Source organism: Buchananella sp. 14KM1171 (assembly GCF_041380365.1).
GTDB lineage: Bacteria > Actinomycetota > Actinomycetes > Actinomycetales > Actinomycetaceae > Buchananella > Buchananella felis.
Map to the genome: position 1 here is coordinate 1616083 of NZ_CP159981.1, position 21152 is coordinate 1637234.

At 72.0% G+C, this 21152-nt stretch carries 18 protein-coding genes and 1 tRNA gene; 12 read left to right on the top strand and 7 right to left on the bottom strand.

The features are described from left to right. Positions 1-73: 73 nt before the first annotated feature. The 3 genes from aztC to aztB are packed head-to-tail and all read right to left on the bottom strand — an operon-like array spanning position 74 to position 3165. Positions 74-988, bottom strand: a complete 915-nt coding sequence (gene aztC, locus ABYF38_RS06260; protein ID WP_371151535.1) for a zinc ABC transporter substrate-binding protein AztC — start codon at positions 986-988, stop codon at positions 74-76. Beyond that, positions 985-2262 (bottom strand): hypothetical protein, encoded by a 1278-nt coding sequence (locus ABYF38_RS06265; RefSeq protein WP_371151536.1) that lies wholly within the window; start codon positions 2260-2262, stop codon positions 985-987. The genes aztC and ABYF38_RS06265 overlap by 4 nt, the downstream gene beginning before the upstream one ends. A gap of 18 nt (positions 2263-2280) precedes the next feature. After that, the gene (aztB, locus tag ABYF38_RS06270) at positions 2281-3165 is read right to left on the bottom strand and encodes a zinc ABC transporter permease AztB (protein WP_371151537.1); all 885 of its coding nucleotides are present in this window, start codon (positions 3163-3165) and stop codon (positions 2281-2283) included. A 51-nt stretch (positions 3166-3216) separates the two neighbouring features. Here aztB and ABYF38_RS06275 point away from each other — a divergent pair, with 51 nt between their 5' ends. Both ABYF38_RS06275 and ABYF38_RS06280 read left to right on the top strand, forming a co-directional pair. Continuing rightward, entirely contained in the window at positions 3217-3930 is a 714-nt protein-coding gene (locus tag ABYF38_RS06275) for a metal ABC transporter ATP-binding protein (protein WP_371151538.1), read from the top strand. 411 nt (positions 3931-4341) lie between these two features. Continuing rightward, complete coding sequence (locus tag ABYF38_RS06280; protein WP_371151539.1) at positions 4342-5391, top strand: hypothetical protein; 1050 nt, start codon at positions 4342-4344, stop codon at positions 5389-5391. A gap of 112 nt (positions 5392-5503) precedes the next feature. On the opposite strand, the gene ABYF38_RS06285 is transcribed toward ABYF38_RS06280, so the two are convergent. Continuing rightward, positions 5504-6010 (bottom strand): metal-sensitive transcriptional regulator, encoded by a 507-nt coding sequence (locus tag ABYF38_RS06285; RefSeq protein WP_371151540.1) that lies wholly within the window; start codon positions 6008-6010, stop codon positions 5504-5506. A gap of 94 nt (positions 6011-6104) precedes the next feature. Here ABYF38_RS06285 and ABYF38_RS06290 point away from each other — a divergent pair, with 94 nt between their 5' ends. The 5 genes from ABYF38_RS06290 (at position 6105) to ABYF38_RS06310 (ending at position 13776) form a co-directional block, all read left to right on the top strand. Next, positions 6105-7778, top strand: coding sequence for an FAD-dependent oxidoreductase (locus ABYF38_RS06290; RefSeq protein ID WP_371151541.1), 1674 nt, complete (start codon positions 6105-6107; stop codon positions 7776-7778). A gap of 2 nt (positions 7779-7780) precedes the next feature. Further along, positions 7781-7942, top strand: coding sequence for a hypothetical protein (locus ABYF38_RS06295; protein ID WP_371151542.1), 162 nt, complete (start codon positions 7781-7783; stop codon positions 7940-7942). A 244-nt stretch (positions 7943-8186) separates the two neighbouring features. After that, entirely contained in the window at positions 8187-8768 is a 582-nt protein-coding gene (locus ABYF38_RS06300; RefSeq protein WP_371151543.1) for an NUDIX domain-containing protein, read from the top strand. 53 nt (positions 8769-8821) lie between these two features. Beyond that, positions 8822-13462 carry a hypothetical protein gene (locus ABYF38_RS06305; RefSeq protein WP_371151544.1) on the top strand — a complete coding sequence of 1547 codons (4641 nt, stop codon included), beginning with the start codon at positions 8822-8824 and terminating at the stop codon, positions 13460-13462. After that, the gene (locus ABYF38_RS06310) at positions 13462-13776 is read left to right on the top strand and encodes a hypothetical protein (RefSeq protein ID WP_371151545.1); all 315 of its coding nucleotides are present in this window, start codon (positions 13462-13464) and stop codon (positions 13774-13776) included. Before ABYF38_RS06305 ends, ABYF38_RS06310 begins: the two co-directional genes overlap by 1 nt. A gap of 250 nt (positions 13777-14026) precedes the next feature. Here ABYF38_RS06310 and mscL read toward each other — a convergent pair whose 3' ends face one another. The 3 genes from mscL to ABYF38_RS06325 all read right to left on the bottom strand — a co-directional run bounded on the left by mscL (position 14027) and on the right by ABYF38_RS06325 (position 15979). Next, positions 14027-14416: a large conductance mechanosensitive channel protein MscL gene (gene mscL / locus ABYF38_RS06315; RefSeq protein WP_371151546.1), complete on the bottom strand. Its 390-nt coding sequence runs from the start codon at positions 14414-14416 to the stop codon at positions 14027-14029. An 8-nt stretch (positions 14417-14424) separates the two neighbouring features. Then, entirely contained in the window at positions 14425-15099 is a 675-nt protein-coding gene (locus ABYF38_RS06320; RefSeq protein ID WP_371151547.1) for an SAF domain-containing protein, read from the bottom strand. 256 nt (positions 15100-15355) lie between these two features. Then, positions 15356-15979 carry a 5-formyltetrahydrofolate cyclo-ligase gene (locus ABYF38_RS06325; RefSeq protein WP_371151548.1) on the bottom strand — a complete coding sequence of 208 codons (624 nt, stop codon included), beginning with the start codon at positions 15977-15979 and terminating at the stop codon, positions 15356-15358. Between the two features lie 70 nt (positions 15980-16049). Here ABYF38_RS06325 and ABYF38_RS06330 point away from each other — a divergent pair, with 70 nt between their 5' ends. The 5 genes from ABYF38_RS06330 to ABYF38_RS06350 all read left to right on the top strand — a co-directional run bounded on the left by ABYF38_RS06330 (position 16050) and on the right by ABYF38_RS06350 (position 20883). Next, positions 16050-17072: a UTP--glucose-1-phosphate uridylyltransferase gene (locus ABYF38_RS06330; RefSeq protein WP_371151549.1), complete on the top strand. Its 1023-nt coding sequence runs from the start codon at positions 16050-16052 to the stop codon at positions 17070-17072. Next, on the top strand, positions 17069-18283 hold the full coding sequence (gene glp, locus ABYF38_RS06335; RefSeq protein WP_371151550.1) for a gephyrin-like molybdotransferase Glp: 1215 nt from the start codon (positions 17069-17071) through the stop codon (positions 18281-18283). The genes ABYF38_RS06330 and glp overlap by 4 nt, the downstream gene beginning before the upstream one ends. A gap of 10 nt (positions 18284-18293) precedes the next feature. Further along, positions 18294-19073 carry a GNAT family N-acetyltransferase gene (locus ABYF38_RS06340; protein ID WP_371151551.1) on the top strand — a complete coding sequence of 260 codons (780 nt, stop codon included), beginning with the start codon at positions 18294-18296 and terminating at the stop codon, positions 19071-19073. 345 nt (positions 19074-19418) lie between these two features. Next, the gene (locus ABYF38_RS06345) at positions 19419-20705 is read left to right on the top strand and encodes a hypothetical protein (RefSeq protein WP_371151552.1); all 1287 of its coding nucleotides are present in this window, start codon (positions 19419-19421) and stop codon (positions 20703-20705) included. 102 nt (positions 20706-20807) lie between these two features. After that, positions 20808-20883 (top strand) — tRNA-Ala (locus ABYF38_RS06350). Positions 20884-21152 lie beyond the last annotated feature (269 nt).

Genomic DNA, 21152 nt, shown 5'->3' on the forward strand with positions numbered 1-21152 from the left:
CCGCTTGGTAAAGCGGCGCCCCCCCTTCAGCCTTACTCCCGCGAGCCTCAGGCTGCGGGCGGCCCCGCCCGGCTTAGCCGAGCGCCCGGGCGATTCGCTCCGTGTTGACCCGCAGCATCTCCAGGTACGTGGGCGCCTCCCCGCCGGGTTCCGACAGGGACTCGGTGAACAGCGGCACCACCTCGATGTCCATGCCGGTGTGCTCGGCCAGGGTGTTGATGAGCTTGTCCGGGCTGGAGACGTCCGCGAAGATCGCCCCCACCCCGGCCTCCTTCACCGCGTCGGCCAGGTCGGCCAGGTCCGCCGCAGAAGGCGCCGCCAACGTTGCCCCGCCGGGAATCACCGCGCCGATCACCCTGAAGTCGTAGCGGCGCGCCAGGTAACCAAACACGTGATGGTTCGTGACCAGCGCCCGCTGCTGCGCGGGGATCGCCTCGAACGCGGCGCGGGCCCGCGCATCGGCCTCCTCCAGCAGGGCGGTGTAGGCGGCAGCGTCGTCCCTCAACTTCGCCGCGTCTATGCCCTCGATCTTGGCGAGGTCCTCGGTGAGCGCCTCCACCACCGCCACCATCTGGGTGGGGTCGGTCCAAAAGTGCGGGTCGGGCCCGGAGGCCTCACCGCCTGCGTACTCCAGCAGCTCAACGTGGTCGCCTGCCACGAAGGTGGGCGTGCCGGCGTCCGCGGCCGAGCGCACGTGGCTCAGCAGGCCCTCCTCCAGGCCCAGTCCGTTGTAGACCAGCAGGTCCGCCTTCTGCATCTTCAGCGCGTCCTGGGCGGAGACGCCAAAGGAATGCGGGTCCGCGTTCGGGGGCATGAGCACCGTGACCTCGGCCTGGTCGCCCACCAGGTTGGTCACCACGTCGCCCAGCACGTTCGTGGTCACCACCACCGACGCCCTGCCGTCGTCGCCGGTGGCGCTGCAGCCGCCCAGCGCGGCCAGTGCGGCGACGCCCACCGCCGCCGCGGCCAATCGCAGCCGCCGGCTCACAGGCCCACCGTCGCCAGCGCCACCACGCCGGGGGCGGGAATCGTGCGGGCCACGCGGGCGGAGTCGGCCGGGTCGATCTCCAGTACCTCATCGCCCTTGGCGCCCACCACGTAGGCGCGGTTCTCCGTGACGGCAATGCCCAGCTTGGCAGCCTGCGGGGAGGCTACCGCCTCGGTGACGGCGGCCTGGTTCAGACCCATCACGCTACTGCCCTCGAACACGCGCACCGCACCGGCCGCGTCCACCGCGACCACCCGGTGGGAGTCTCCGCCCAGCGCGCAGGCGGAGGCCACCGGGGCGTCGATAGCGACGCGGCCCACCTCAGCGCCCGCAGCGTCAATGAGCCACAGCGCCGAGCCGTCCCCGGAGGTCGCGGCCAGCTGAGTCTGATCGGCGCGGCCGCAGAAGCTCACCGGCAGGGCGCCGGCCTCGACGTCCAGCAGGGTGTGGCTGGCGAACACCAGCTCCTGCGCCGCGTGGTCCACGGTCGCGGTGTGCACCGTGTTGCCGCACGTCACCACCAGGGCGTCGCGGATCGCCGCCCCGCCCTTGAAGTCGGCGCAGTCGATCGGGGACTGCGCCGCCGGCAGGGACGCAGGCAGGTGGTCTCCCAGCTCACGCGAGACCAGCTTGCCGCCCTCCACGCTCACCAGCGTGTCCTCCAGCAGCGCCGCGAACTGCACCCCGGGCACCTCCAGGCCGGCCTCGGTGGCCTTGCCGGGGGTCAGCGCCTCCTTGTCCAGTACCAGCGCGGAGTCACCGGCGCGCACCAGCGCGAAATCCTCCGACGACGCTGCCGCCGCGCCCGTGCCAGGAAGATGCGCCACCATGCCGGCCGCAGCGCGGTAGTAGTGGAAGTGGTCGCCGTGCTTCCAAGACCACACGCCCGAGTCCACCAGGTGCGCCTCCGTGCCGGTCTGCACCGCCACGTAACGGCCATCGCCCACCAGCGCCACCGGCGAGTCCACGTGCGCTATCTCCTGGCTCTTCAACTCCGCCAGGTCCACCAAGGACACGTGGCCATCCCCGGTCAGCGTCACCAGGGACAGCGCCGGCTCCTTCAGCTGCTCGGCGCCCTCGACCTGGCCGTGGCCCTCATGGTCGTCGTGGCCCTCATGGTCGTGGCCATCGTGGTCGTGACCCTCGTGGCTGTGGCCGTGCTCGTGGCCGTGCTCGTGGTCATGGTCATGGTCGTGGGTGGAGCAGCCGCCCAGGAGCGCCAAGGCGCTCGCGGCGGCGACGGCTGCCAGCTTGAAAGACAGGGTGCGGGACATGGTTACTCCAAATCGGGGCTAGTTGGTCCGGGCGGCCGGGAGGGCGTCGTCGGCCAAATGGGTCGGTTCAGCCGCGCGGCGGCGGGAAAAGGCGGGCCGCAGCGCGGCACAGACCAAGAAGGTCATGCCAGAGACCACCGAGATCGAGGCCCCGGCGGCAGTGGCTGCAAACCAGGAGATGTACAGGCCGACCACGACGGCGGCCGACCCCAACAGGGCTGCCCACGCCATCACGGCCGGGATCGAGCGCGCCCACAGCGAAGCCGTGGCCGCCGGCGCCACCAGCAGCGCCACCACCAACAGCGAACCGATCGCGCGGTAAGAGGCGACCACCGCGATAGTCACCAGGATCGTCAACGCCACCTGGGCCAGGCGCGGGCGCATACCGAGCGTCTTGGCCAGGTTCTGGTCCAGGGCCAGCGCGGTCAGCGGGCGGCGCAGCAGGAAGGCCAACGCCACCGTCAAGGCCAGGCCACCGGAGAGGATCCACAGCTCCGGGGTGGAGATCGCCAGGATATCGCCGAACAGGATCGTGGTCAGGTCCGTGGCGAAATTGCGCGACCGCGACACGATGATCACGCCCAGCGACAGCATGATGACGAAGGCGATACCGATCGCCGTGTCCTGGCTCAACCTGGCGCGGCGGGTGAGCCAGCCGATCCCCATCGCCATCACCAGCGCAGAGATGCCCGCGCCCAGCAGCGGGGAAGCGCCCGCCACCGCCGCGATCGCCACGCCGGGCAGCATGCCGTGGGAGACGGCCTCCCCCAGGAAGGCCATCCCGCGCACCACCACCCAGGTCCCCGCCACCGCGCAGATCAAGGCAGCCAGGATGCCGCCCCACAGGGCGTTGGTGAAGAAGGCGGCCTCGAGCGGTTCCAGCAGGGCCTGGAGAATCGACATGGCGCCAGTCTAAATGCGAATCATTCTCGCTGGCAGGGGTAGTCTGGTCACATGCGCGCCGACTCCATGCCCAGCCCCGCCGACGTCCCCGGAGGCGCCGGTTTAGCCGGCGCCCGCCAAGGGGCCGAGGGCGCCGCGCAGGGCCTGCGCCTACACGGCGTGACTGTGCGGCGCGGCGAGATCCTTGCCCTGGACGACGTCGACGTCCACCTGCCCGCAGGCGCCATCACCCTCCTGTGGGGCGGCAACGGATGCGGCAAGACCACCATGCTGCTGGCGCTGGCCGGCTGCCTCGAGATCGAGGGCGGACACATCGACGGCCTGGCCGGGCAGCGAGTCGCCCTGGTGCCGCAAGCCCCGCCCACCCCCGAGCGCCTGCCCCTGACCGTGCGCGCCGCAGTCGAGATGGGATGCTGGCCCGCGCGCGGGCTCATGGCCGGCCTGACTGCGCGGGACCGGCAGCGCGTGGACGACGCCATGGCAGTCATGCGCATCACCGACCTGGCCGGGCGGCAACTCTCCCGCGTCTCCGGCGGTCAGCGCCAGCGTGCCCTGGTGGCGCAGGCCCTGGTCCAGCGCGCCCCCATCCTGCTGGCCGACGAGCCCACCGCCGCAGCCGACGTCGCCTCCACCGAGATCATCCACCGCGTGCTGCGCGAGGAGGCCGACCGTGGGGCCGTGGTGGTCGTGGCCTCCCACGACCCCGAGGTGCGCGAGCTGGCCGATCACGTCGTCGAGATGCGCGCCGGGCGGATCATCGCCTAGGCGCCCCGGACAGGCGGCTGGCGGTGGGGCCGTTTGGTGGCCGCTGCGCCGGGCGGGTTGTTCCGGTGCGGGGTCGGTGGGGCGTCGTGCATGAAGGTGGCGCTGCGCCGGGCGGCCATTTCGCCAAGCGTGGCACGGGCAGTGCGCAACCGATTGAGGGGTTAGTGCACCGACTGAGCGTTTTCCCGACCGATTGAGGTTTTGGTGCACCGATTGAGGGCTTACCGGAGTGGGTAACACCTCGAGAGGTGCACCAACCCTACGAAAGGTGCACCAACCCTACGAGAGGTTCACTAAGCCCTCGAACGGTTGCGCAACGCTAGGCGGCGCCTTGCCTGTGGAAAACTCTCGGAGCTGCACAAATGCGAGGGCGGATCGCGTTTGTCGAGTTGGTGCGGCTAGATCAGAGGCATGCAAGTGAACATGTCAGACCTTGTCCTCACCGCTGGGCGTGAGGCCGCCAGTTTCGAGCCAGGGCAGCTGGTGCGCATCCGTAGGGGCGTGGCGCTCCGCTTGCCGCCGGGGGCAGTCGGTGCGCCACGGTGGGAGATTGTCAGTGCGGTCGGGCAGGCCCGGATCCTGGCCACGCAGGCGACTGCGAAGCTGCCGCTGGTGTTCACGAACGAGTCCGCCCTGCTGCTAATGGGCATCGACGGGTGGGTGCAGAACCCCGATGTGCTGGTCAGGTGCGATGGGCGGAAAATGCCGCAAACTCTCCCGGCCGTGCAGGTGGGCAAGACCGTCGTGCCGGGCGTCGAACGCAGGCAGAGCTGGGCGCGCGCCCCGCTGCCGCCGCGCCGATGCCGGGGCGTGATGGTGGACGATCCGGCTGTCGTCGCGGTTCATTTCGCCGCGACCAGCCACCCGCTCGAGGCGGTTGTGGCGCTGAGTGGCCTGATGCGGCTCATGGTGTTGGAGGCCTGCGGGGGCCGGGCGAGTCGGGAGGCGATCGCCGCCCAGGCGCCGCAGGTGCGCGCTCGCCTGCACGGGCTGGTGGAGGGGCTGAGCTACGTCCCGGATCGGCGGCGTGCCCACCAGCTCATCAACGCGGCCGACCCCGGCTGCGAGAGCCTGGGGGAGCGAGTGGTGCTGTACGTGCTTTCCACGTTGACGGGCGCGCCGGTTGTCTGCCAGCAGAGCGTGGAGGCGGGGGGACGCAGTTACTTCGTGGATTTGGCGGTGCCGCATCTTCGGTTGGCTATCGAGTTCGATGGTGTCTCCAAGTTGGGGAGCACCGACCGGGAGCTGCGCGAGTCGCGCTACGCGTGGGTGGAGCGCCAGGCCGCGATCGTGAACGCCGGGTGGCGGGTGGTGCGCTACCGCTGGGAGGACCTGCGGGACTTGTCTGCGTTGAGGTCGGCCCTTGTGCGGGATGGTGCCTTGGGGGACGACGTTGCCGGGGCCCACACCTCCCTTTGGATTCCGCCGGGCAAAGCCGAGCTGGAACGGTGGGGGAGGTGACCCGCCCGGTCGGCGTGGCCCGGGCTTGGCGGCAGGGGGCGGTGTGCCTGGGCCTGTCGCGCGAAGGTGCGCGTCGGCGTGGCCCGGTTCGCGCCTTCGCGCGCCGGCCCGGTTAGGTCAGCGAGAGGAACAGCTTCTCCAGCTCCGCCTGGGTGAGTGGGGGATTGGCGGCGTTGGCCGTGCTGCCTGCGTTGCCGGTGTTGGTCGCGTTGGAAGGGTGGCCGGTGGCAGCGTCGTCCACTCCGGCCTGCGTGGCGGGCGAATCGGGGGAAAGGGAGCCCGAACCGGTGGGGGAAGTGGCGGCGCCGGTGGCGGTCTCAGCGCTCGCGGCGGAGTTTGTGGCGCCGGTGGCGGTCTCAGCGCTCGCGGCGGAGTTTGCGGCGCCGGTGGTGGCCTCGGCGATGGCGCAGTTGCGCATGGCGGCGGCGATGATGGCGAAGCCGGCCTTGTCCAGGGCGGAGGTGACGGCGGCGAGCTGGGTGACCGCGCTGCGGCAGTCGGCGCCGGACTCGAAGGACTCGATGAGGGCGTTGAGCTGGCCGCGGGCGCGCTTGAGGCGGTTGAGGATGCGGCGGTGGGAGGCGGCGCTGTCCTCCGGTGCGGGTGTGGGCGCGGTCATATTTGTCCTTCCGTTTACCGCTTGCCAGCGTATACCCCCCGGGGTATTTTTGGAAGGTGATTGGGGCGAGCGCCCCGGGGGAGGAAGTGACACCATGCGAGTCGTTGTGGTTGGTGGTGTGGCCGGTGGAATGAGCGCCGCCGCCCGCCTGCGTCGCCTGCAGGAGGACGCCGAGATCATCGTGCTGGAGCGTGGCGGCGAGGTCTCGTTCGCCAACTGCGGCCTGCCCTACTACGTGGGCGGCGAGATCAAGGACGAGTCCGCGCTGCAGGTGCAGACCCCGAGCAGGCTGCGCGCCGCCCTGGCCCTGGACGTGCGGATCAACTCCGCCGTGACGGCCCTGGACACCGCCGCCCGCGAGGTGACGGTGGAGGGGCCGGAGGGCACCTACACGCTGGGCTACGACCACCTAATCCTGGCTCCCGGCGCCAGCGCCCTGCGCCCGCCGATCCCGGGCATTGACTCCCCGCGCGTGCACACGCTGCGCACGGTGCCGGACGCCCTGGAGCTGGAGCGCCTGGCGGGACAGTCCAAGCGCGCCGTGGTGCTGGGCGCCGGCTTCATCGGCCTAGAGGCTGCCGAGGCGCTGGCCCACCGGGGCCTGGCGGTGAGCCTGGTGGAGCTCGCCCCGCACGTGCTGCCCCCGCTCGAGTCCGAGCTGGCGGTGCTGGTGCGCGCCGAGCTGGAGCGCATCGGCGTCAGTGTGCACGACGGCGTGGCCGCCACCTCGATCGAGCCGGGCGCCGACTTCGACGTGGTGGAGCTGGGGGACGGCACCCGCCTGGAGGCCGACTTCGTGGTGCTGAGCGTGGGCGTTCGCCCGGACACCGCCACCTGGGAGGCGGCCGGCGTCGAGTGCGAGCGCGGCGCGATCCTGATCGACGAGCTGGGCCGCACCAACGTGGAGAACGTGTGGGCTGTGGGTGACGCCACCATGAGCGTGGACAGCGCCACCGGCATGCGCCGCCCGGTCCCGCTGGCGGGTCCGGCCAACCGCGCCGGTCGTCTGGTGGCCGACGCCATCAGCGGCCGCACCCACCACAAGCTGCCCCGCCTGGCCAGCACCGCGATCGTGCGCGCCGGCAAGCTGACCGCCGCGCTGACCGGCGCCAACCGCGCCTCCCTGGACGCCGCAGGCATCGAGTACCAGACGATCCACCTGCACCCGATGAACCACGCGGGCTACTTCCCGGGCGCGGTGCAGATGCACCTGGTGGTCCACTTCGGGATGGACGGCGCGCTGCTGGGCGCGCAGGGCGTGGGCGAGGCCGGCGTCGACAAGCGCATCGACGTCTTCGCCACCGCCCTGAAGGCGGGCATGCAGATGGCCGACCTGATCGACCTGGACCTGGCCTACTCGCCGCCGTTCGGCAGCGCCAAGGACCCGGTCAACATGGCCGGCATGATGGCAACGAACGTCCTGGACGGGACCATGCCGCTCTGGCACGCCTCCCAGGTGGACGACGTTCTGGCCAGTGGGGGCTTTGTGCTTGACGTGCGTAGCCCCGCCGAATTTGCGACCGGGCACCTGCCCGGCGCCATGAACATCGCGCACACGGAATTGCGCGAGCGCCTGGAGGAGGTGCGCGCTGCGGCCGACGGCCGCAAGGTCCACGTGCACTGCGCCTCCGGGATGCGCTCCTACCTGGCCACCCGCGTCCTGCTGGCGGCTGGGTTGGAGGCCGCCAACATGAGTGGAGGCATGCTGACCATGCGGACCACCCTCGGGAAGCGGGCTGCAGAGATCCTCGTTAAGGAAGGAAACTGAACATGTGTAGTCGAGTGACGTGCCGCAAGTGCGGTAAGGCCACCTGGTCCGGGTGCGGTCAGCACATCGAGCAGGCGCTGGCTGGCGTTCCCCAGTCCGAGCGCTGCCAGGGGCACGAGGGCGAGGGCGGCGGCTCTTGGCTCGGCCGCCTGTTCGGCAACTGAGCTAACCCATACCTGGGCTGCGGGGTGGGGAGGGCGGAAACGCCCTCCCCACCCCGCAGGCTTTGCGCCCGGGAACACCGGGCCGGTGATTCCGGGCAGGCGTGGGGCGGGCCGGGCCAGCGCGGCCAAGGGCAGCCGGGGCGGGAGGTCCGGGGCGGGTCGGGGTGTGCGCGGGTCCAACTCCGGGCCGGGCAGGCGTGGGGCGGGCCGGGCCAGCGCGGCCGCGCGCGGTAGCCTTTCGTCCATGGCCACCCCGGACTTCATCCTTGAACTGCGCGCCCAGATCGGAAACACCGAGCTCTGGCTGCCCGGTGTCACCGCCGTCGTGGTGCGCGCCGTTGCCGCCCCGGACGGCGCCGCCGCCACGGCCCCAGCCGTCCCGGACGGCGCCGCCGATGCCGATGCCACGCGCCCCGCCCTGGACTGGTCCGCCCCGTTGGACCCCGCCGCCGTGGAGGTGCTGGTGGTGCAGCGCGCGGACAACGGCCACTGGACGCCGGTGACCGGCATAATCGACCCGCGCGAGGAACCGGCCGTTGCCGGTGCCCGCGAGATCGAGGAGGAGGCGGCCGTCCAGGCCCGCGCCGTGCGGCTGCTCTCCACCGAGGTGGTGGGACCGGTCACCTACCCCAACGGGGACGTCACCTCATACCTGGACATCGCGTTCGCCTACGAGTGGATCTCCGGCGAACCCCACCCGGCGGACGGGGAGAACGTGGCGGCCCGGTTCGTGCGCGCCGACGCGCTGCCCCCGCTCAACCCGCGCTTTTCCCGCGCGGTCGCCCGCGCCCTGGGCGGCCAATGTGAGGCGCACTTCTCGGTGTAGGCGCGCCGGGGAAAATCCGCGATATTCCGCCCCTTTCCGCATAGGGTGGGCGCGTGAGTCCCTTTTCTCTTTTCCGCCGGTCCCAGAGCGACGCTGACAAGCCCGACTCGGGGAGCGAGGCGCGGCGTGGAGACGCCTCCCCCCTGGAGGGCAAGATCTTTGACGCAGCCCCCGCCGATTCCGACTTGGCCGCCCCCGCGCAGGCGCCGGGCGAGGAGGAAGGTGGCGGCGGCGACGTCGGCCAACAGGTTGCGGCCGACCGCGAGGCGGGCATCCTCAGCGAGGAGGACCACCGGGGGGCGGTAGAGGACAAGCTGCTGGAGTGGGCCACCCGCCTGGTGGAGGAGACGGACCTGGGCGGCGACGAACTGATCCTGGACCTGGCGCAGGCCCACCCGAGCGGGCACGCCCAGCTGTTCGCGGGCCGGCCCACGCGCCTGGCCAACCTGCTGCGGGAGCCGGCCGCGTTGGCGGAGGCGCAAAAGACGGTGCGGGCGATCCGTCGCGCGCTGTCCAAGGCCCGCTCCAACAACGTGGTGGCCCCGATCCACCTGGCGATCGGTGAGGCCTCGTGGACCGAGGAGGTGGGCGGCGAGACCTCGGTGCGGGAGCTGAACGAGCGCGCCGACCACACGATCGGGGTGAAGGCCAGCCAGCCCAGCCGCGCCCACGCGCCGCTGCTGCTGTGCCCGGTGAAGCTGACGGGCGCCACGGACGACGCGGTCACCTTCACGGTGGACACGGCGCTGCAGGTGGCCCCGGCCTTCGTGCGCGCGGTGCGGGCGCGCGGCATCCACGTGGACAGCGGTGCCCTGGTGGACGCCTGCGTCACCCCGCGCGGTTTCTCCCCGCAGGCCGCGCTGGACTTCCTGCAGCAGCTGGGTAGCGAGGCCCTGCCGGGCTTCCAGAAGGTGGACACGCTGCGGCTGGGCCTGGTGGTGCAGCCGGAGGAGGACCTGCTGGCCGCCTTCGAGGAGGCGCTGCCGGAGCTGCGCTCCTCCGCGCTGGTGGCGGCGATCGTGGGCGACGAGGGCGCGCTGTCCGTGCTGAACACCGCCCTGCCGGCCCGCGTGGAGACCGACCGGGAGCCGTCGCTGGAGCGCGGCGCGGGAGACCTTGACCCCGACCAGCTGGCGGTGATCGACGCCGTGGTGGCCGGCAACGACCTGGCGGTGAACGCGCCGGCCGGTTCCAACCTGGCGGCCACCGTGGCGGCCGTGATGGCCGACGCTGCAGCCACCGGCCGGGTGAGCGTGTTCGTGCCCGGTTCCCGCCGTACCGCTGCGGCCCTGAGCGCCACGGTCACGGACCTGGGCCTGGATTGCCTGTTCGCTGACGCCACCCGCGAGGACGGCTGGCAGGCGGGCCTGGCCGCCTCCCTGCGCGCCGCCATCAGTCGCGAGTCCGTTGACATCAACGACGACGAGATTGCCGACATTCGCGAACGCCTGGTGGCGGCCCGCACCGGCCTGGCCAACTACATCGACGCCCTCTACCGTCACCGCGAGGAGTGGGGCGCCTCCATGCACAAGGTGCTGGGCGAGCTCTCCGGCCTCACCTCCGGCAGGCCCTGCCCGCGCACCAAAGTGCAGTTCTCCTCCCAGCAGCTGCAGACGATCTCTGCGGCGGGCCGGCAGGCGGCGCACGACCTGCTGCGCCGCACCGACGAGTCCGGTCTGCTGGCCGCCCAGCCGCACACAACGCCCTGGTTCGGGGCGGACCTGGACAGCCCGGAGCACGCCGAGACCGTGGTGGCCTCCGTGCTGGCCCTGCACGGCGAGCCCGGCACCGAGGCCGTGGACGTGCCGGGCCAGACGCCGCTGGCCGAGGCCGGCATGCTGGAGACGCTGCGGGTGGACGTGCACGACGTAGCCGAGGAGACCGGCCTGGTTGAGGCCGAGACGGTGAACCAGTGGCTGGAACAGCTGGACATGCTGGACGGGGTGCGCGATTCCCTAGACGTGTTCCTACCGACCATTTTCGAGCGCTCGGCGGCGGACATGGTGATCGCCACGGCCACCAAGGAGTGGCGCCGCGAGCACGCCTACACGATGAAGTGGCGCGACCGGCGCCGCCTGGCCAAGCAGGCCAAGTCCCTGGTGCGCCCCGGGCGCACGGTGGACGACCTGCACGGGGAGCTGGTCAAGGTGCAGCAGCGCCGCGAGATCTGGCGCCGCTACGCCGCCCAGGGCGGGTGGCCCGTGCTGCCCACCGGTCTGGCCGAGCTGCGCGCCCACGCCGACCGGGTGGCTGCGGAGCTGGAAGTGGTGGACGCCGTGGTGGCAAAGCCCGGGGGAGTGGCGCTGGCTGACGTGGCCTTCGAGCCGCTGGCCCGCCTGTTGGCGGCCCTGGCCTCCCCGGCCTACACCGAGCGCCTGCCCCTGCACGCGCAGCTGACGCAGGAGATCGCCCAGCTGGGCCTCACCGAGCTGGTGGCCGACCTGCGCGGCAGGCGAGTCGAGAGCGACATGCTCATCAAGGAGTTCGAGCTGGCCTGGTGGGTGTCCGTGCTGCAGCACATCCTCACCGGCGACCCGCACCTGCAGAACCTGGACGGGCAGGCGCTCAGCCAGCTGTCCTTCTCCGTGCGCAACCTGGACAAGCAGCACGTGCAGACCCTGGCCGGCCCGCTGCTGCGCGCCGCCGTGGCGCGCGTGCGCGAACAGGTGGACCGCGACTACGAGGGCGCCGGGCAGCTCTACTACTGCCTGGCCCCCGAGCACGCCGGGCAGCTGGCGCAGACCCTGGCCGACTACCCGCTGGCCCGCCGCCTGCTGCCCATGTGGTCCATCCCGGCGCTGCTGGCCCCCGCCCTACTGCCGCACGAGACCCCGATCGACCTGCTGATCGTGGAGGCCAACGTACCCATCGAGCGCGTGATCTCCCTGGTGGCGCGCGCCCACCAGGTGGTTATCGCCGGTGAGCTGCACCGCCCCGGCGGGATCGGTGCCGAGGTGCGCGAGCTGCTGCCCACCCTGGAACTGCCCACCGACCGCGCCGACCGCGACGGCGAGATCTCTGCCCTGCTGGCCGCCTACGGGCACGGCGGCCTGGTGCGCTCCGTGCCCTCCCCGCGCCGAATCTCCCGGCTGCGGATGCTGTTCGTGGACGGACGGGGCACCCCCAACCCGGGCGCTGAGAACGTGCAGTCCGTGGACCCGGAGGTGGCGGCCGTGGTGGAGGCGGTGTGCGAGCACGCCACCGTCTTCCCGGAGCAGACCCTGGCGGTCACCGCCCTCAACGCCTTCCACGCCGGCCGGATCACCGACGCGATCCACCGCGCCGCCCAGGAGAGCGTGGAGCTGGCCAACTTCATCTACGCCGACACCCCGGAGGCGTTCCAGGTGCGCGCCGTCGAGGACGTGGCCGGCCTGCGCCGCGACCACGTGATCCTGGCCGTCGGCTTCGCCAAGACCCAGTCCAACCGGGTCCTGCACCGCTTCGGCGCCCTGGCCACCCCCGAGGGCCTGACCGGCATGGTGGACACCCTGGACGCCGTGCGCTCCCGCCTCAGCGTGGTCTCCTGCCTGCACGGCGACGACCTGGACCCGCACCGCCTGCTCGCCCCCGGCCCGCGCCTGCTGCGCGACCTGCTGCTGGCGGCCGAGGGCAAGCTGGAGCTGCTGGACCTGCCCGCCGCCCCCGCCGAGGCGGACAACGCGAGCGGCGTCGGCCGATCCGGCACCGTGGCGGCCGCCCCCAAGCGCGGCCCGCAGCGCGCGCATGCCGCCGGCAGGGACGACGCTGCCGCCGAGGGCAAGAGCGACAACGCGGCCAACGGTGCCGCTGCCGCCAGCGGGGATGGCAGTGCGGCCGGTGCCGGCGTGACCGGTGCGTGGGGCGCTGGTGAGGTCGGTGCCAGTGGTGTCGGGACTGGCGGTGCTAGTGGTGCTGGCGTCGGCAGCGACGAGGCGGCGACCGCCGGTGCGACGGTCGGCGCGGGCGCGGGCGTGGGCGTGGGAGCGGGCGCGGGCGTGGGAGCGGGAGCGGGCAGCGACGTCGAGCCCGACCCGCTGCTCGTGGACCTGGCCGAGCGCCTCTTCCGCAAGGGCCTGACCGTCACCGCGAACTACGGCACCCCCGGCGGCATTCGCATCCCGCTGGCCCTGGGACACCCAGACCTGCCCGACGAGTACGTGGTGGCCCTCCTGACCGACAACGCCGACTACGTGGCCGAACCCTCCCAGCGCCGCCGCGACCGGCACTGGGTGGAGCGCCTAGAAGACCGAGGCTGGGTGGTCCACACCGCCTCCTCCGCCGCGATCTTCCTAGACCCCCAGTGGCAGGCCGACCACCTGGAATCCCTGGTGGTAGACGTGCTGCGCGAGCGCGCCCTGGAACGCAAGCGCCAGGAAGACGCCGAGGCTGCGGCAGCCGGGGTGCCGAGCGATGAGCCGGAGGCCGACGCCGAGGCGGCGCAAAGCGGCGACGAAGGCGAGCAGGGCGCGGCCGCGCCGGCCGCGCCCGTGGGGCGGCCGCGCGGCGTGCGGCCGCCCACCGCCTCCGGGCTGCCCCTGGCCGCGTACGGCGACGACCAACTGGACGAGCTCCTGGCCTGGATCGAGTCCGACGGCCTGGAGCGCTCGCACGAGGAGCTGGTGGAGGAGCTGCGCAAGGAGCTCGGACTCAAGCGCCGGGGCGCGCAGGCAGACGCGGTGCTGGGGCACGTGGTGCGCCGCGCCCACCAGTCGTGATGGTGGGCAGGCGCGGGCGCGGCGCCCGGACCCAGCCGCAGGACGTCTCCCCAGGCAAGCGGGAGCTGCGCTTTCGCCTGCCGGCGGAGCTGCCGCAGGAGAGGAACGTGCGCATCGTGGCAGGCTCCAAGGCGCGCGAGGCCTTTCGCGCGGAGCAGGAGGCCCTGCTCGCGGCGGAGGCAGAGGCTGCGGGCACGCCCACCTCTCCCGGCCAGGGGCAGGGGGCCGAGCGCCTGCGCGAGCTACTGGCGTCCCGGCAGGCCCAGGCCCAGCGGGAGGCTGAGCTGAAGCGCGAGGTACCGCCGCACTGGTAGCCCCGTGCCTCCCAGTTCCCCGCCGGAACTTGTCAAAGCGCGCCGGGCCTTGCCATTAGCCACCCCGCTAAGGACAAGTCTCGCGGGGATTGGACAAGTCTCGGCGAGTAGACCCAGGGCCCGGGCTGGTCGCAAAAGAAACAGTGGGGGTTGGCGAGCACTAGCTCGCCAACCCCCACTGCTGCATCTGCCGCCGCTCGCCATTACCCGGGCAGCTCGCCCCGGGCGGGTGATGCGGAACGTGAGTGGGTCACTGCTTCTTCAGCAGGTCGCGGATCTCCTCCAGCAGCACGGCCTCGTCGGTCTTGACGGGGGCCTCCGGGGCCTCCTCCTCGTTCTTCTTGCGGGCCTCGGCCATCTTGTTCAGCGGGAGCACCACGAAGAAGTAGAGGGAGGCGGCGACGATGAGGAAGTTCAGCACGGCGGTGGCGATGGCGCCGGGCTGGACGACGGCGCCACGGACGGTGAACTGACCGATGGCGTCGAAGTTGGGCTGGCCAAAGATGCCCGCGATGAGCGGGCTGAGGAACTTCTCGTTCAGCGCGTTGACGATGCCGGAGAAGGCGGCACCGACGATCACACCGACGGCCAGGTCAACAACGTTGCCACGGGTGATGAAGTCCTTGAAACCCTTGAGCATTTTCTCTCCTAATCTCGGGATGAATCTGGTCCCAGAAGGAGGAGCGCTGGACGGCCCTCGCCTCTGCGCGACACGATCATGCTAGCGGCGGACTCCTCCGCGCTCAGGAGAAAAAAGCGTCTTGTGGACAAACCGGGGGATTCCCACCCGGCCACTCCGCCCAATAGACCCTGTTCAGCGACCTCGGCAGATTGATCGACCCGCCCTATCAAAGTGGCTCGGTGTGCCAGCACCACTGGCGGCTCGCCGGTCTGCGATTTTGGCGGCGACAGGCCGCTCGCGGGCAGCAACACCCGGACCGAATCGCCCACGCGAGCCAGCTGCCAGGTCACCGGATCGTCCACCTCGACCGGAACCAGCACCTGCCCGGGCAGCGCGACGAAGGGACGCTGCGCCCCCAGCAGCAGTGAGTGACTCAACACCGTGCCCGCGCGCAGATCCACGGCCGCCACCCGCCCGCTCGCCTCCGCCACCACCCCGATACAGTCCGCCGGCACCCCGGCCACGCTCAGCGGCCTCATCGCCAGTGAGGCGGCGGCAATCGGCTGGCCGGCGGCAACGTCGTCCACCAACACCACAGCAGTGCGGGTGGGCGGTCGCATTGCCGTCCACGCCACCAGCAGCGCGGCCACCACGGCTATCACCGCCAGCAGCCGGCCGTACCGGGAAAACAAGGTCCGCATGGGGCAAGGCTGCCCGCGCGGGCCGGGCCGACGAAAGGGCGGGTGCGCACGACGCGGCGCGGGCACTATCCACAGCCATGGGCGCCGCGCGACGATCCACAGGCACGACCATCCGCTCCGGCCGGGGGAAAAGACTGCGCCCCCGCCGATTCAGGACACGGCGCGCCCTACCGGCGCCCTACCGGCGCCCTACCGGCGCCCGGCCCGCGCGCTTTCAGCCCTGCGCGCTTTCAGCCCCGCGCGCCGCACGCGCGTCCTACCCGCGCCGCACCCGCACCACGCGGGTGGGGGTGATGACGGCGTGAACGGGCAGGTCGTGGTCCTCGGTGGGCAGCACCCCGAGCGGGGCCAGCTCGTCGTCGAAGACCATCGCGTAGACGCGGGCGTCGGGGTGGGCGTGGCGCAGCACGCGGTCGTACCAGCCCCCGCCCTGCCCCAAGCGGTTGCCGGCGGCGTCGACGGCCAGCGCCGGGGTGATGATCACCTGGCACGCCTCCAGCGCCTCCGCAGGCAGCACCTCGCCGGAGGGCTCCGGCGGGCGGCCCGGGTTACGCAGCTGCAAGTCCTCCGCACCCCGATACTCGCCCCAGGTGCGCGCCAGGCCCGGCCCCAGCACGGGCACCAGCACCCGCTGACCGCGCTCGCGCAGCGCCTCCAGCGCCTCCAGGGTGGAGGGCTCGCCGTCAACCGAGACGTACACGCACACGCTCTGGGCGCCCTCGCACACCTCCAGCACCTTCTGCGTGAGGGCGGAGTTGGCCTCCTGGTGGTCCTTGCGCGCCCGGCTCAGGCGGGTGGCGCGAATGTGCTTGCGCATGGCCTGCTTTGCGTCCTCTACGTCGAGTCCTAGCGGGGCGGCAAACGGTTGGGCGTTGAACATGCTTGAAGTTTCCCAGTTTGCTCGGCGGGGAGCGCCTGACAGGCGGGGATTTCTCAGTACGCTAATTTCCATGACTTCTCAGCCGACCTTCGCTAAGTCCCGCGTGACTCACGCAATCGTCCCCGTGGCCGGTCGAGGCACCCGTTTCTTGCCTGCCACCCGAGCAGTACCCAAGGAGATGTTGCCGGTAGTTGACCGGCCCGCAATCGAGTACGTCCTGCGTGAGGCCGGGCGTTCCGGCATCGAGGACGCGATCCTGGTGACCGGGCGCGGCAAGCACTCCATCGAGGACCACTTTGACACCACCGGCGACCGCCCGCTGGAGACCCCGATGGACCCGAACGAACGCCTGAGCGGCCGAGAGTTCTCCCCGGACGGCCTGCCGCGCCTGCACTCGGTGCGCCAGGGCGACCCGTTGGGCCTGGGCCACGCCGTGCTGCAGGGCCGCCACCACGTTGGCGACAACCCGTTCGCGGTGCTGCTGGGCGATGACCTGATGGACGAGGACGAGGTGATCCTGCGTGAGATGATCCGCGTCCGCGAGGAACTGGGCGGCTCCGTGCTCTGCCTGATGCCGGTGACCCGCCAGGAGATCTCCCTGTACGGCTCGGCGGCCGTGTTCGAGGCCCCCAACGCCCCGGATGGCCTGGAGGGCCGCGTGATGCGGGTGACCGAGCTGGTGGAGAAGCCCAAGCCGGACGAGGCCCCCTCCCTGCTGGCCTCCGTGGGTCGCTTCGTGCTGGACCCGGCCGTGTTCGACATCCTGGAAACCCTCCCGCCGGGCCACGGCGGCGAGATCCAGCTGACGGACGCGATCGCGAAGCTGATCGACGTGCCCGCCGAGCAGGGCGGTGGCGTGCACGGCGTGATCTTCGAGGGCCTGCGCTACGACACCGGCGACAAGCTGGGTTTCGTCAAGGCCACCGTGCAGCTGGCCGCCCGCCGCGCCGACCTGGGCGAGGAATTCGTGGCTTGGCTGCGTGGGTTCGTGCCCGCGCTTCCGGGTGGGGAGAAGGGGGACGACGTTCCTCCCGCCGCCGCGACCACTGCTGTGGGTGACGCCGCCGGCGTGGCCCCGGAGGTGAATGGGTGAAGAGCGTCGCTGACCTGATCGGTGCCTCCCTGGAGGTCTGCGCCCCGCAGCCTCCGCTGGACGTGGCGTTGCCGGAGGCGGTGGGCTGCATCCTCGCCGAGGACGTGGTGGCCCCCTTCGACCTGCCCTTCGCGGACTCGGCGGGCCTGGACGGCTTCGCGGTGCGCGCGGAGGACGTGGCGGGTGCCTCTAGCGCCACCCCGGTGGAGTTGAAGGTGCTCTCCACGGTGCTGGCCGGTTCGGTGGAGCACGTCCGCTTGGTGCGGGGAGGCGCGGTGGCGATCGCGTCGGGCGCCCCGATGCCTGCGGGCGCGAACGCCGTGGTGCCGGTGGAGGCAACCGATCGTGGTCAGGTGCGCGTACAGGTCAAGGCCGCAGTGCGCGCGGGGGAGAACGTGCGCCCCCGGGCGCAGGACGTGGAGGCCGGTTCGGTCGTGTTGGCGGCCGGTGAGCGGGTGGGCGGGCGCCAGGTGGCGCTGCTGGCCGGCGTGGGCCGCCTGCGCGTCTCGGTGCACCCGCGCCCGCGCGTGGTGATCGTCTCCATCGGCGATGAGCTGATGGAGCCGGGCCGGCCGGCGGTGCCCGGCAAGGTGTTTGACGCCAACGTGCACGCCCTTTCCACCGCCGCCCGGGACGCGGGGGCGGAGACCTTCAGGGTGAGCGCGGTGCCGGACGAGCGCGGCAACCTGATGGACCTGCTGCGCGACCAGCTGGTGCGGGCGGACCTGGTGGTCACCACCGGTGGTCTGTCCTACGGCGAGGGGGACACGGTCAAGGACGTGCTCAGCCCCCTGGGGACGGTGCGCTTCGACTTCGTGGCGATGGACCCGTGCCGCCAGATCGGCATCGGCACCATCGGGGAGACCGCCCTGTTCGCGCTGCCGGGCGACCCGGTGGCCGCCCAGATCGCTTTCGAGGTGTTCGTGCGCCCGGCGCTGCGCAAGATGGCGGGTTGGGCCGAGCTCTACCGCCCCACGGTCACCGGCAGGGTGACGCGCGGCTGGAATTCCCCGGCCGGGAAGATGGAGTTCGTGCGGGTGCGCCTGACCGGTGACCCCACGGCCGGCTACCTGGCAGAGCCGCAGGGCGAGCCCGGCGCGCGCCTGATCAGCGCCCTGGCCCGCTCCAACGCCCTGGCCGTGGTGCCCGAGAGTAAGACCGTGGTGCGCGCCGGGGACCGCCTGCCCTGCTTCGTGCTGGACGACGCCTAGGCCCGTCCGCATGGAGATTCGCCGCCTGTTTGGCCTGCCCGGCCGCAGCGCCGTGCCCTGGCCCGTGGAGCTGATCGAGTTCGACCTGTGCGCTCGCGGCCTGTTGCGGCCCCCTGTGGGGGAGGCCGGGGGAGTGGACGACGTTGCCGCCGGCCCCTCCTCGCTCGACTACCGGGACGCGGTGGGGGCGGAGCTGCCCGGCGAGGTACTGGCGCTGCGGCCGCTGCGCCGCTCCGACGAGGGGCAGTGGCACCGGCTGCGCTGGGAGAACCGCGACTGGCTGGCCCCGTGGGAGCCGACTCCCCCGCCCGGGCAGAGAGCGATCTCGCAGAGTTTTCAGTCCTGGCGGCGCGAGCTGGCGCGCCAGGCGCGGCGAGGAGAGAACTTCACGTTCGCCATCGAACTGGACGGCGCGCTGGTGGGCCAGATCAGCGTGGGGGCCGTGCAGTGGGGGGCCGGGCTGTCCACCCCGCTGGGCTACTGGGTGGACCAGGCAGTGGCCGGACGCGGGGTGATGCCCCTAGCGGTGGCGATGAGCATCGACTTCCTGCTGCTGCACGGCGGGCTGCACCGGGTGGAGATCAACATCCGCCCGGAGAACGCCCCCAGCCTGCGCGTGCCCGCCAAGCTGGGGCTGCGCTACGAGGGCGAGCGGCGCGGCTTCCTGCACATCGACGGCGCCTGGGCGGACCACCGCAGCTTCGCTATCACCGCCGAGGAACTGGACGAGGGCGGGCTAGTTGGGCGCCTGGAGGCGGCCGCCCGGCACCGGTCGGGCCCCAGGCTCTAGCCCGCGTGCCTGCCTGCCGGCTCGCGCAACGGCCACCGGGCCGGGGCGGGCAGGAAATCGCCGCCGCGCTGCGGAATCCGGGGGAAGTACTGGGGGCGGTGGGCGGAACGTCGGCCACCCGGGCGGTGACAAAGCGGGCGGCGCCTTGTGGGGTGCGGGGCGGGCGGAACGTCGGCCACCCGGGCGGTGACAAAGCGGGCGGTGCCTTGTGGGGTGCGGGGTGGGCGGAACGTCGGCCACCAAGGGGCCCCGCAGGGGCGGCGCGACGCGAGGCGGAAAGGTCGGTTTGCGAACACGCCGCCCGGCCTGCCGATTCCAAGGCCACGCGCGGCTTAAGTTACGCACGTGGACCCTCACGTGTTCGGGATGCTGGTGGTGGCGATCGTGGTCGCCGCGTTTGTGCTTCCCGCGCTGCTGAAAAGCAAGAACCGCGAGGCCCAATCCCGGACGGAAGACAGGTTCAGCGGCGGAATTCGCGTGCTGGCCACGCAGCGTTCTACCCGCCCGGTGGTGGCTGACCCCCTCCAGACCCACCGCCCCCAGTTGCTTCCAGTCGGCGCGAAAGGAACCGGAATGAAGCGTCCCGCGATTGTCGACAAGCGTCGGGCTGAGAAGCTGGCCGCGTTCGAGGAACTCGTGGCGCAGCGCAGTGCGCGGGTGGCCAGCGTCAACCGCTGGGCCGCCGCCTACCGCTACGTGTTCCTGGTCGCCGCAGTGGCGCTGGTCGGCAGCGTGATCGCCTCTGCGCTCACCACCTGGCCGTGGTGGAGCGCCGCCGCCAGCGCGGTCGTGGCCGCCTTCAGCGTGGTCGCCGCCCGCCAGCTCACCGACCGGTGGGTCGAGGAAGACAAGGACCTGCGCGCGGAGATCGCCCAGGCGCGCCAGGAGGCCGGGGTGATCACCTCCCCGCGCGGAACCGTGCGCGTGCCGGTGTCCGCCGCCGCGAAGGCGAACGGTTCTGCCGGCGGTGTCGGTGCTACGGGCGGTGCTGGTGCTGCCGGCGGTGCTGGTGCTGCCGGCGGTGCGGCCGGACGACTGGTGCTGCCGGCGCAGGCGCGCGCGGTGGCCGGCGGCAGCGAGTCCCTGGTGGAAGCCCCCGGTTTCGACGCCGATCAGGACGAGACGGTGGGCGCGATCACCGCGCACGCCGAAGCTGCTCAGGCTGCGGGCACCGGTGAGGTGGTCGAGTCCGTGGACGGCGAGGCTGCGGGCGAAATCGTGGCCGCGTCGGCTGCTGCGGGGGCGGCTCAGGAGGCTGCCGCAGGGGTGGCCGAGGCGCCTGCCGCGCCGGAGGCCGCGAAGGCCGCTGAGGCCGCGCAGGTTCCCGTCGAGGGGGTCAAGCAGGCTGCGTCCCGGGCTGCGCGGGGCGGGACGCGTCCCGCCAAGCGGGGCTGGACCCCCCGCCCGGTCCCCGAGCCCACCTACGCGCGCCAGCCGCGCCTGACCCGCCGCGTGGCCAACCCGTACGAGGCGGCCGCACCCACGCAGCGCTCGGCGCGCCACGAGGGCACCCCGGTGACGGCGGCTGACCTGCGCGAGGTCGAGCGCACCCTGAACGGGGCCGCCAGGCTGGAAGCGGAAACCGCGCAGATGATCGAGAACGTGCTGGAGCGTCGCCGGGCAGTGGGCTGACCCGGAAGGCTGATGCCCGGGTGGGCGTGGCGGGCGCCACGCCCACCCGGTTTTTACATCCGTCAATGGGCTTGCTACCATTGCCAAGCACCTTGGGTGTGAGGGGCTATGGCGCAGTTGGTAGCGCGTCTCGTTCGCAATGAGAAGGTCGGGGGTTCGAATCCCCCTAGCTCCACCAACAGAAATACGGGCGGAGAGCTGATGCTCTCCGCCCGTTTTCTGTTCGCTCGCAGCCCGCACACGGGCTGCGGGATTACCTGCGCGGGGGCCGCGCGCCCCTATTTTTGGTGCCTATCGACTCGTTAGTTCCTATAGGCGGCGTGGGGTCGTTAGCCTGGCGCGAGTCGTCTGCATTCTGCAGGCAACGAGTGCTGCCCGAATACAGGCAACAGAATCAAGAAAACGGGAGAACATATGCAACGAACGCGGAGCAGGTGGAGCAACCGC

What these genes read in the sequence shown, in the direction of transcription:
- ABYF38_RS06265 (WP_371151536.1), bottom strand. Translation starts at nt 2,262, where the DNA reads ATGTCCCGCACCCTGTCTTTCAAGCTGGCAGCCGTCGCCGCCGCGAGC.
- aztB (WP_371151537.1), bottom strand. Translation starts at nt 3,165, where the DNA reads ATGTCGATTCTCCAGGCCCTGCTGGAACCGCTCGAGGCCGCCTTCTTC.
- ABYF38_RS06275 (WP_371151538.1), top strand. Translation starts at nt 3,217, where the DNA reads ATGCGCGCCGACTCCATGCCCAGCCCCGCCGACGTCCCCGGAGGCGCC.
- ABYF38_RS06280 (WP_371151539.1), top strand. Translation starts at nt 4,342, where the DNA reads ATGCAAGTGAACATGTCAGACCTTGTCCTCACCGCTGGGCGTGAGGCC.
- ABYF38_RS06285 (WP_371151540.1), bottom strand. Translation starts at nt 6,010, where the DNA reads ATGACCGCGCCCACACCCGCACCGGAGGACAGCGCCGCCTCCCACCGC.
- ABYF38_RS06290 (WP_371151541.1), top strand. Translation starts at nt 6,105, where the DNA reads ATGCGAGTCGTTGTGGTTGGTGGTGTGGCCGGTGGAATGAGCGCCGCC.
- ABYF38_RS06295 (WP_371151542.1), top strand. Translation starts at nt 7,781, where the DNA reads ATGTGTAGTCGAGTGACGTGCCGCAAGTGCGGTAAGGCCACCTGGTCC.
- ABYF38_RS06300 (WP_371151543.1), top strand. Translation starts at nt 8,187, where the DNA reads ATGGCCACCCCGGACTTCATCCTTGAACTGCGCGCCCAGATCGGAAAC.
- ABYF38_RS06310 (WP_371151545.1), top strand. Translation starts at nt 13,462, where the DNA reads ATGGTGGGCAGGCGCGGGCGCGGCGCCCGGACCCAGCCGCAGGACGTC.
- mscL (WP_371151546.1), bottom strand. Translation starts at nt 14,416, where the DNA reads ATGCTCAAGGGTTTCAAGGACTTCATCACCCGTGGCAACGTTGTTGAC.
- ABYF38_RS06320 (WP_371151547.1), bottom strand. Translation starts at nt 15,099, where the DNA reads ATGCGGACCTTGTTTTCCCGGTACGGCCGGCTGCTGGCGGTGATAGCC.
- ABYF38_RS06325 (WP_371151548.1), bottom strand. Translation starts at nt 15,979, where the DNA reads ATGTTCAACGCCCAACCGTTTGCCGCCCCGCTAGGACTCGACGTAGAG.
- ABYF38_RS06330 (WP_371151549.1), top strand. Translation starts at nt 16,050, where the DNA reads ATGACTTCTCAGCCGACCTTCGCTAAGTCCCGCGTGACTCACGCAATC.
- ABYF38_RS06340 (WP_371151551.1), top strand. Translation starts at nt 18,294, where the DNA reads ATGGAGATTCGCCGCCTGTTTGGCCTGCCCGGCCGCAGCGCCGTGCCC.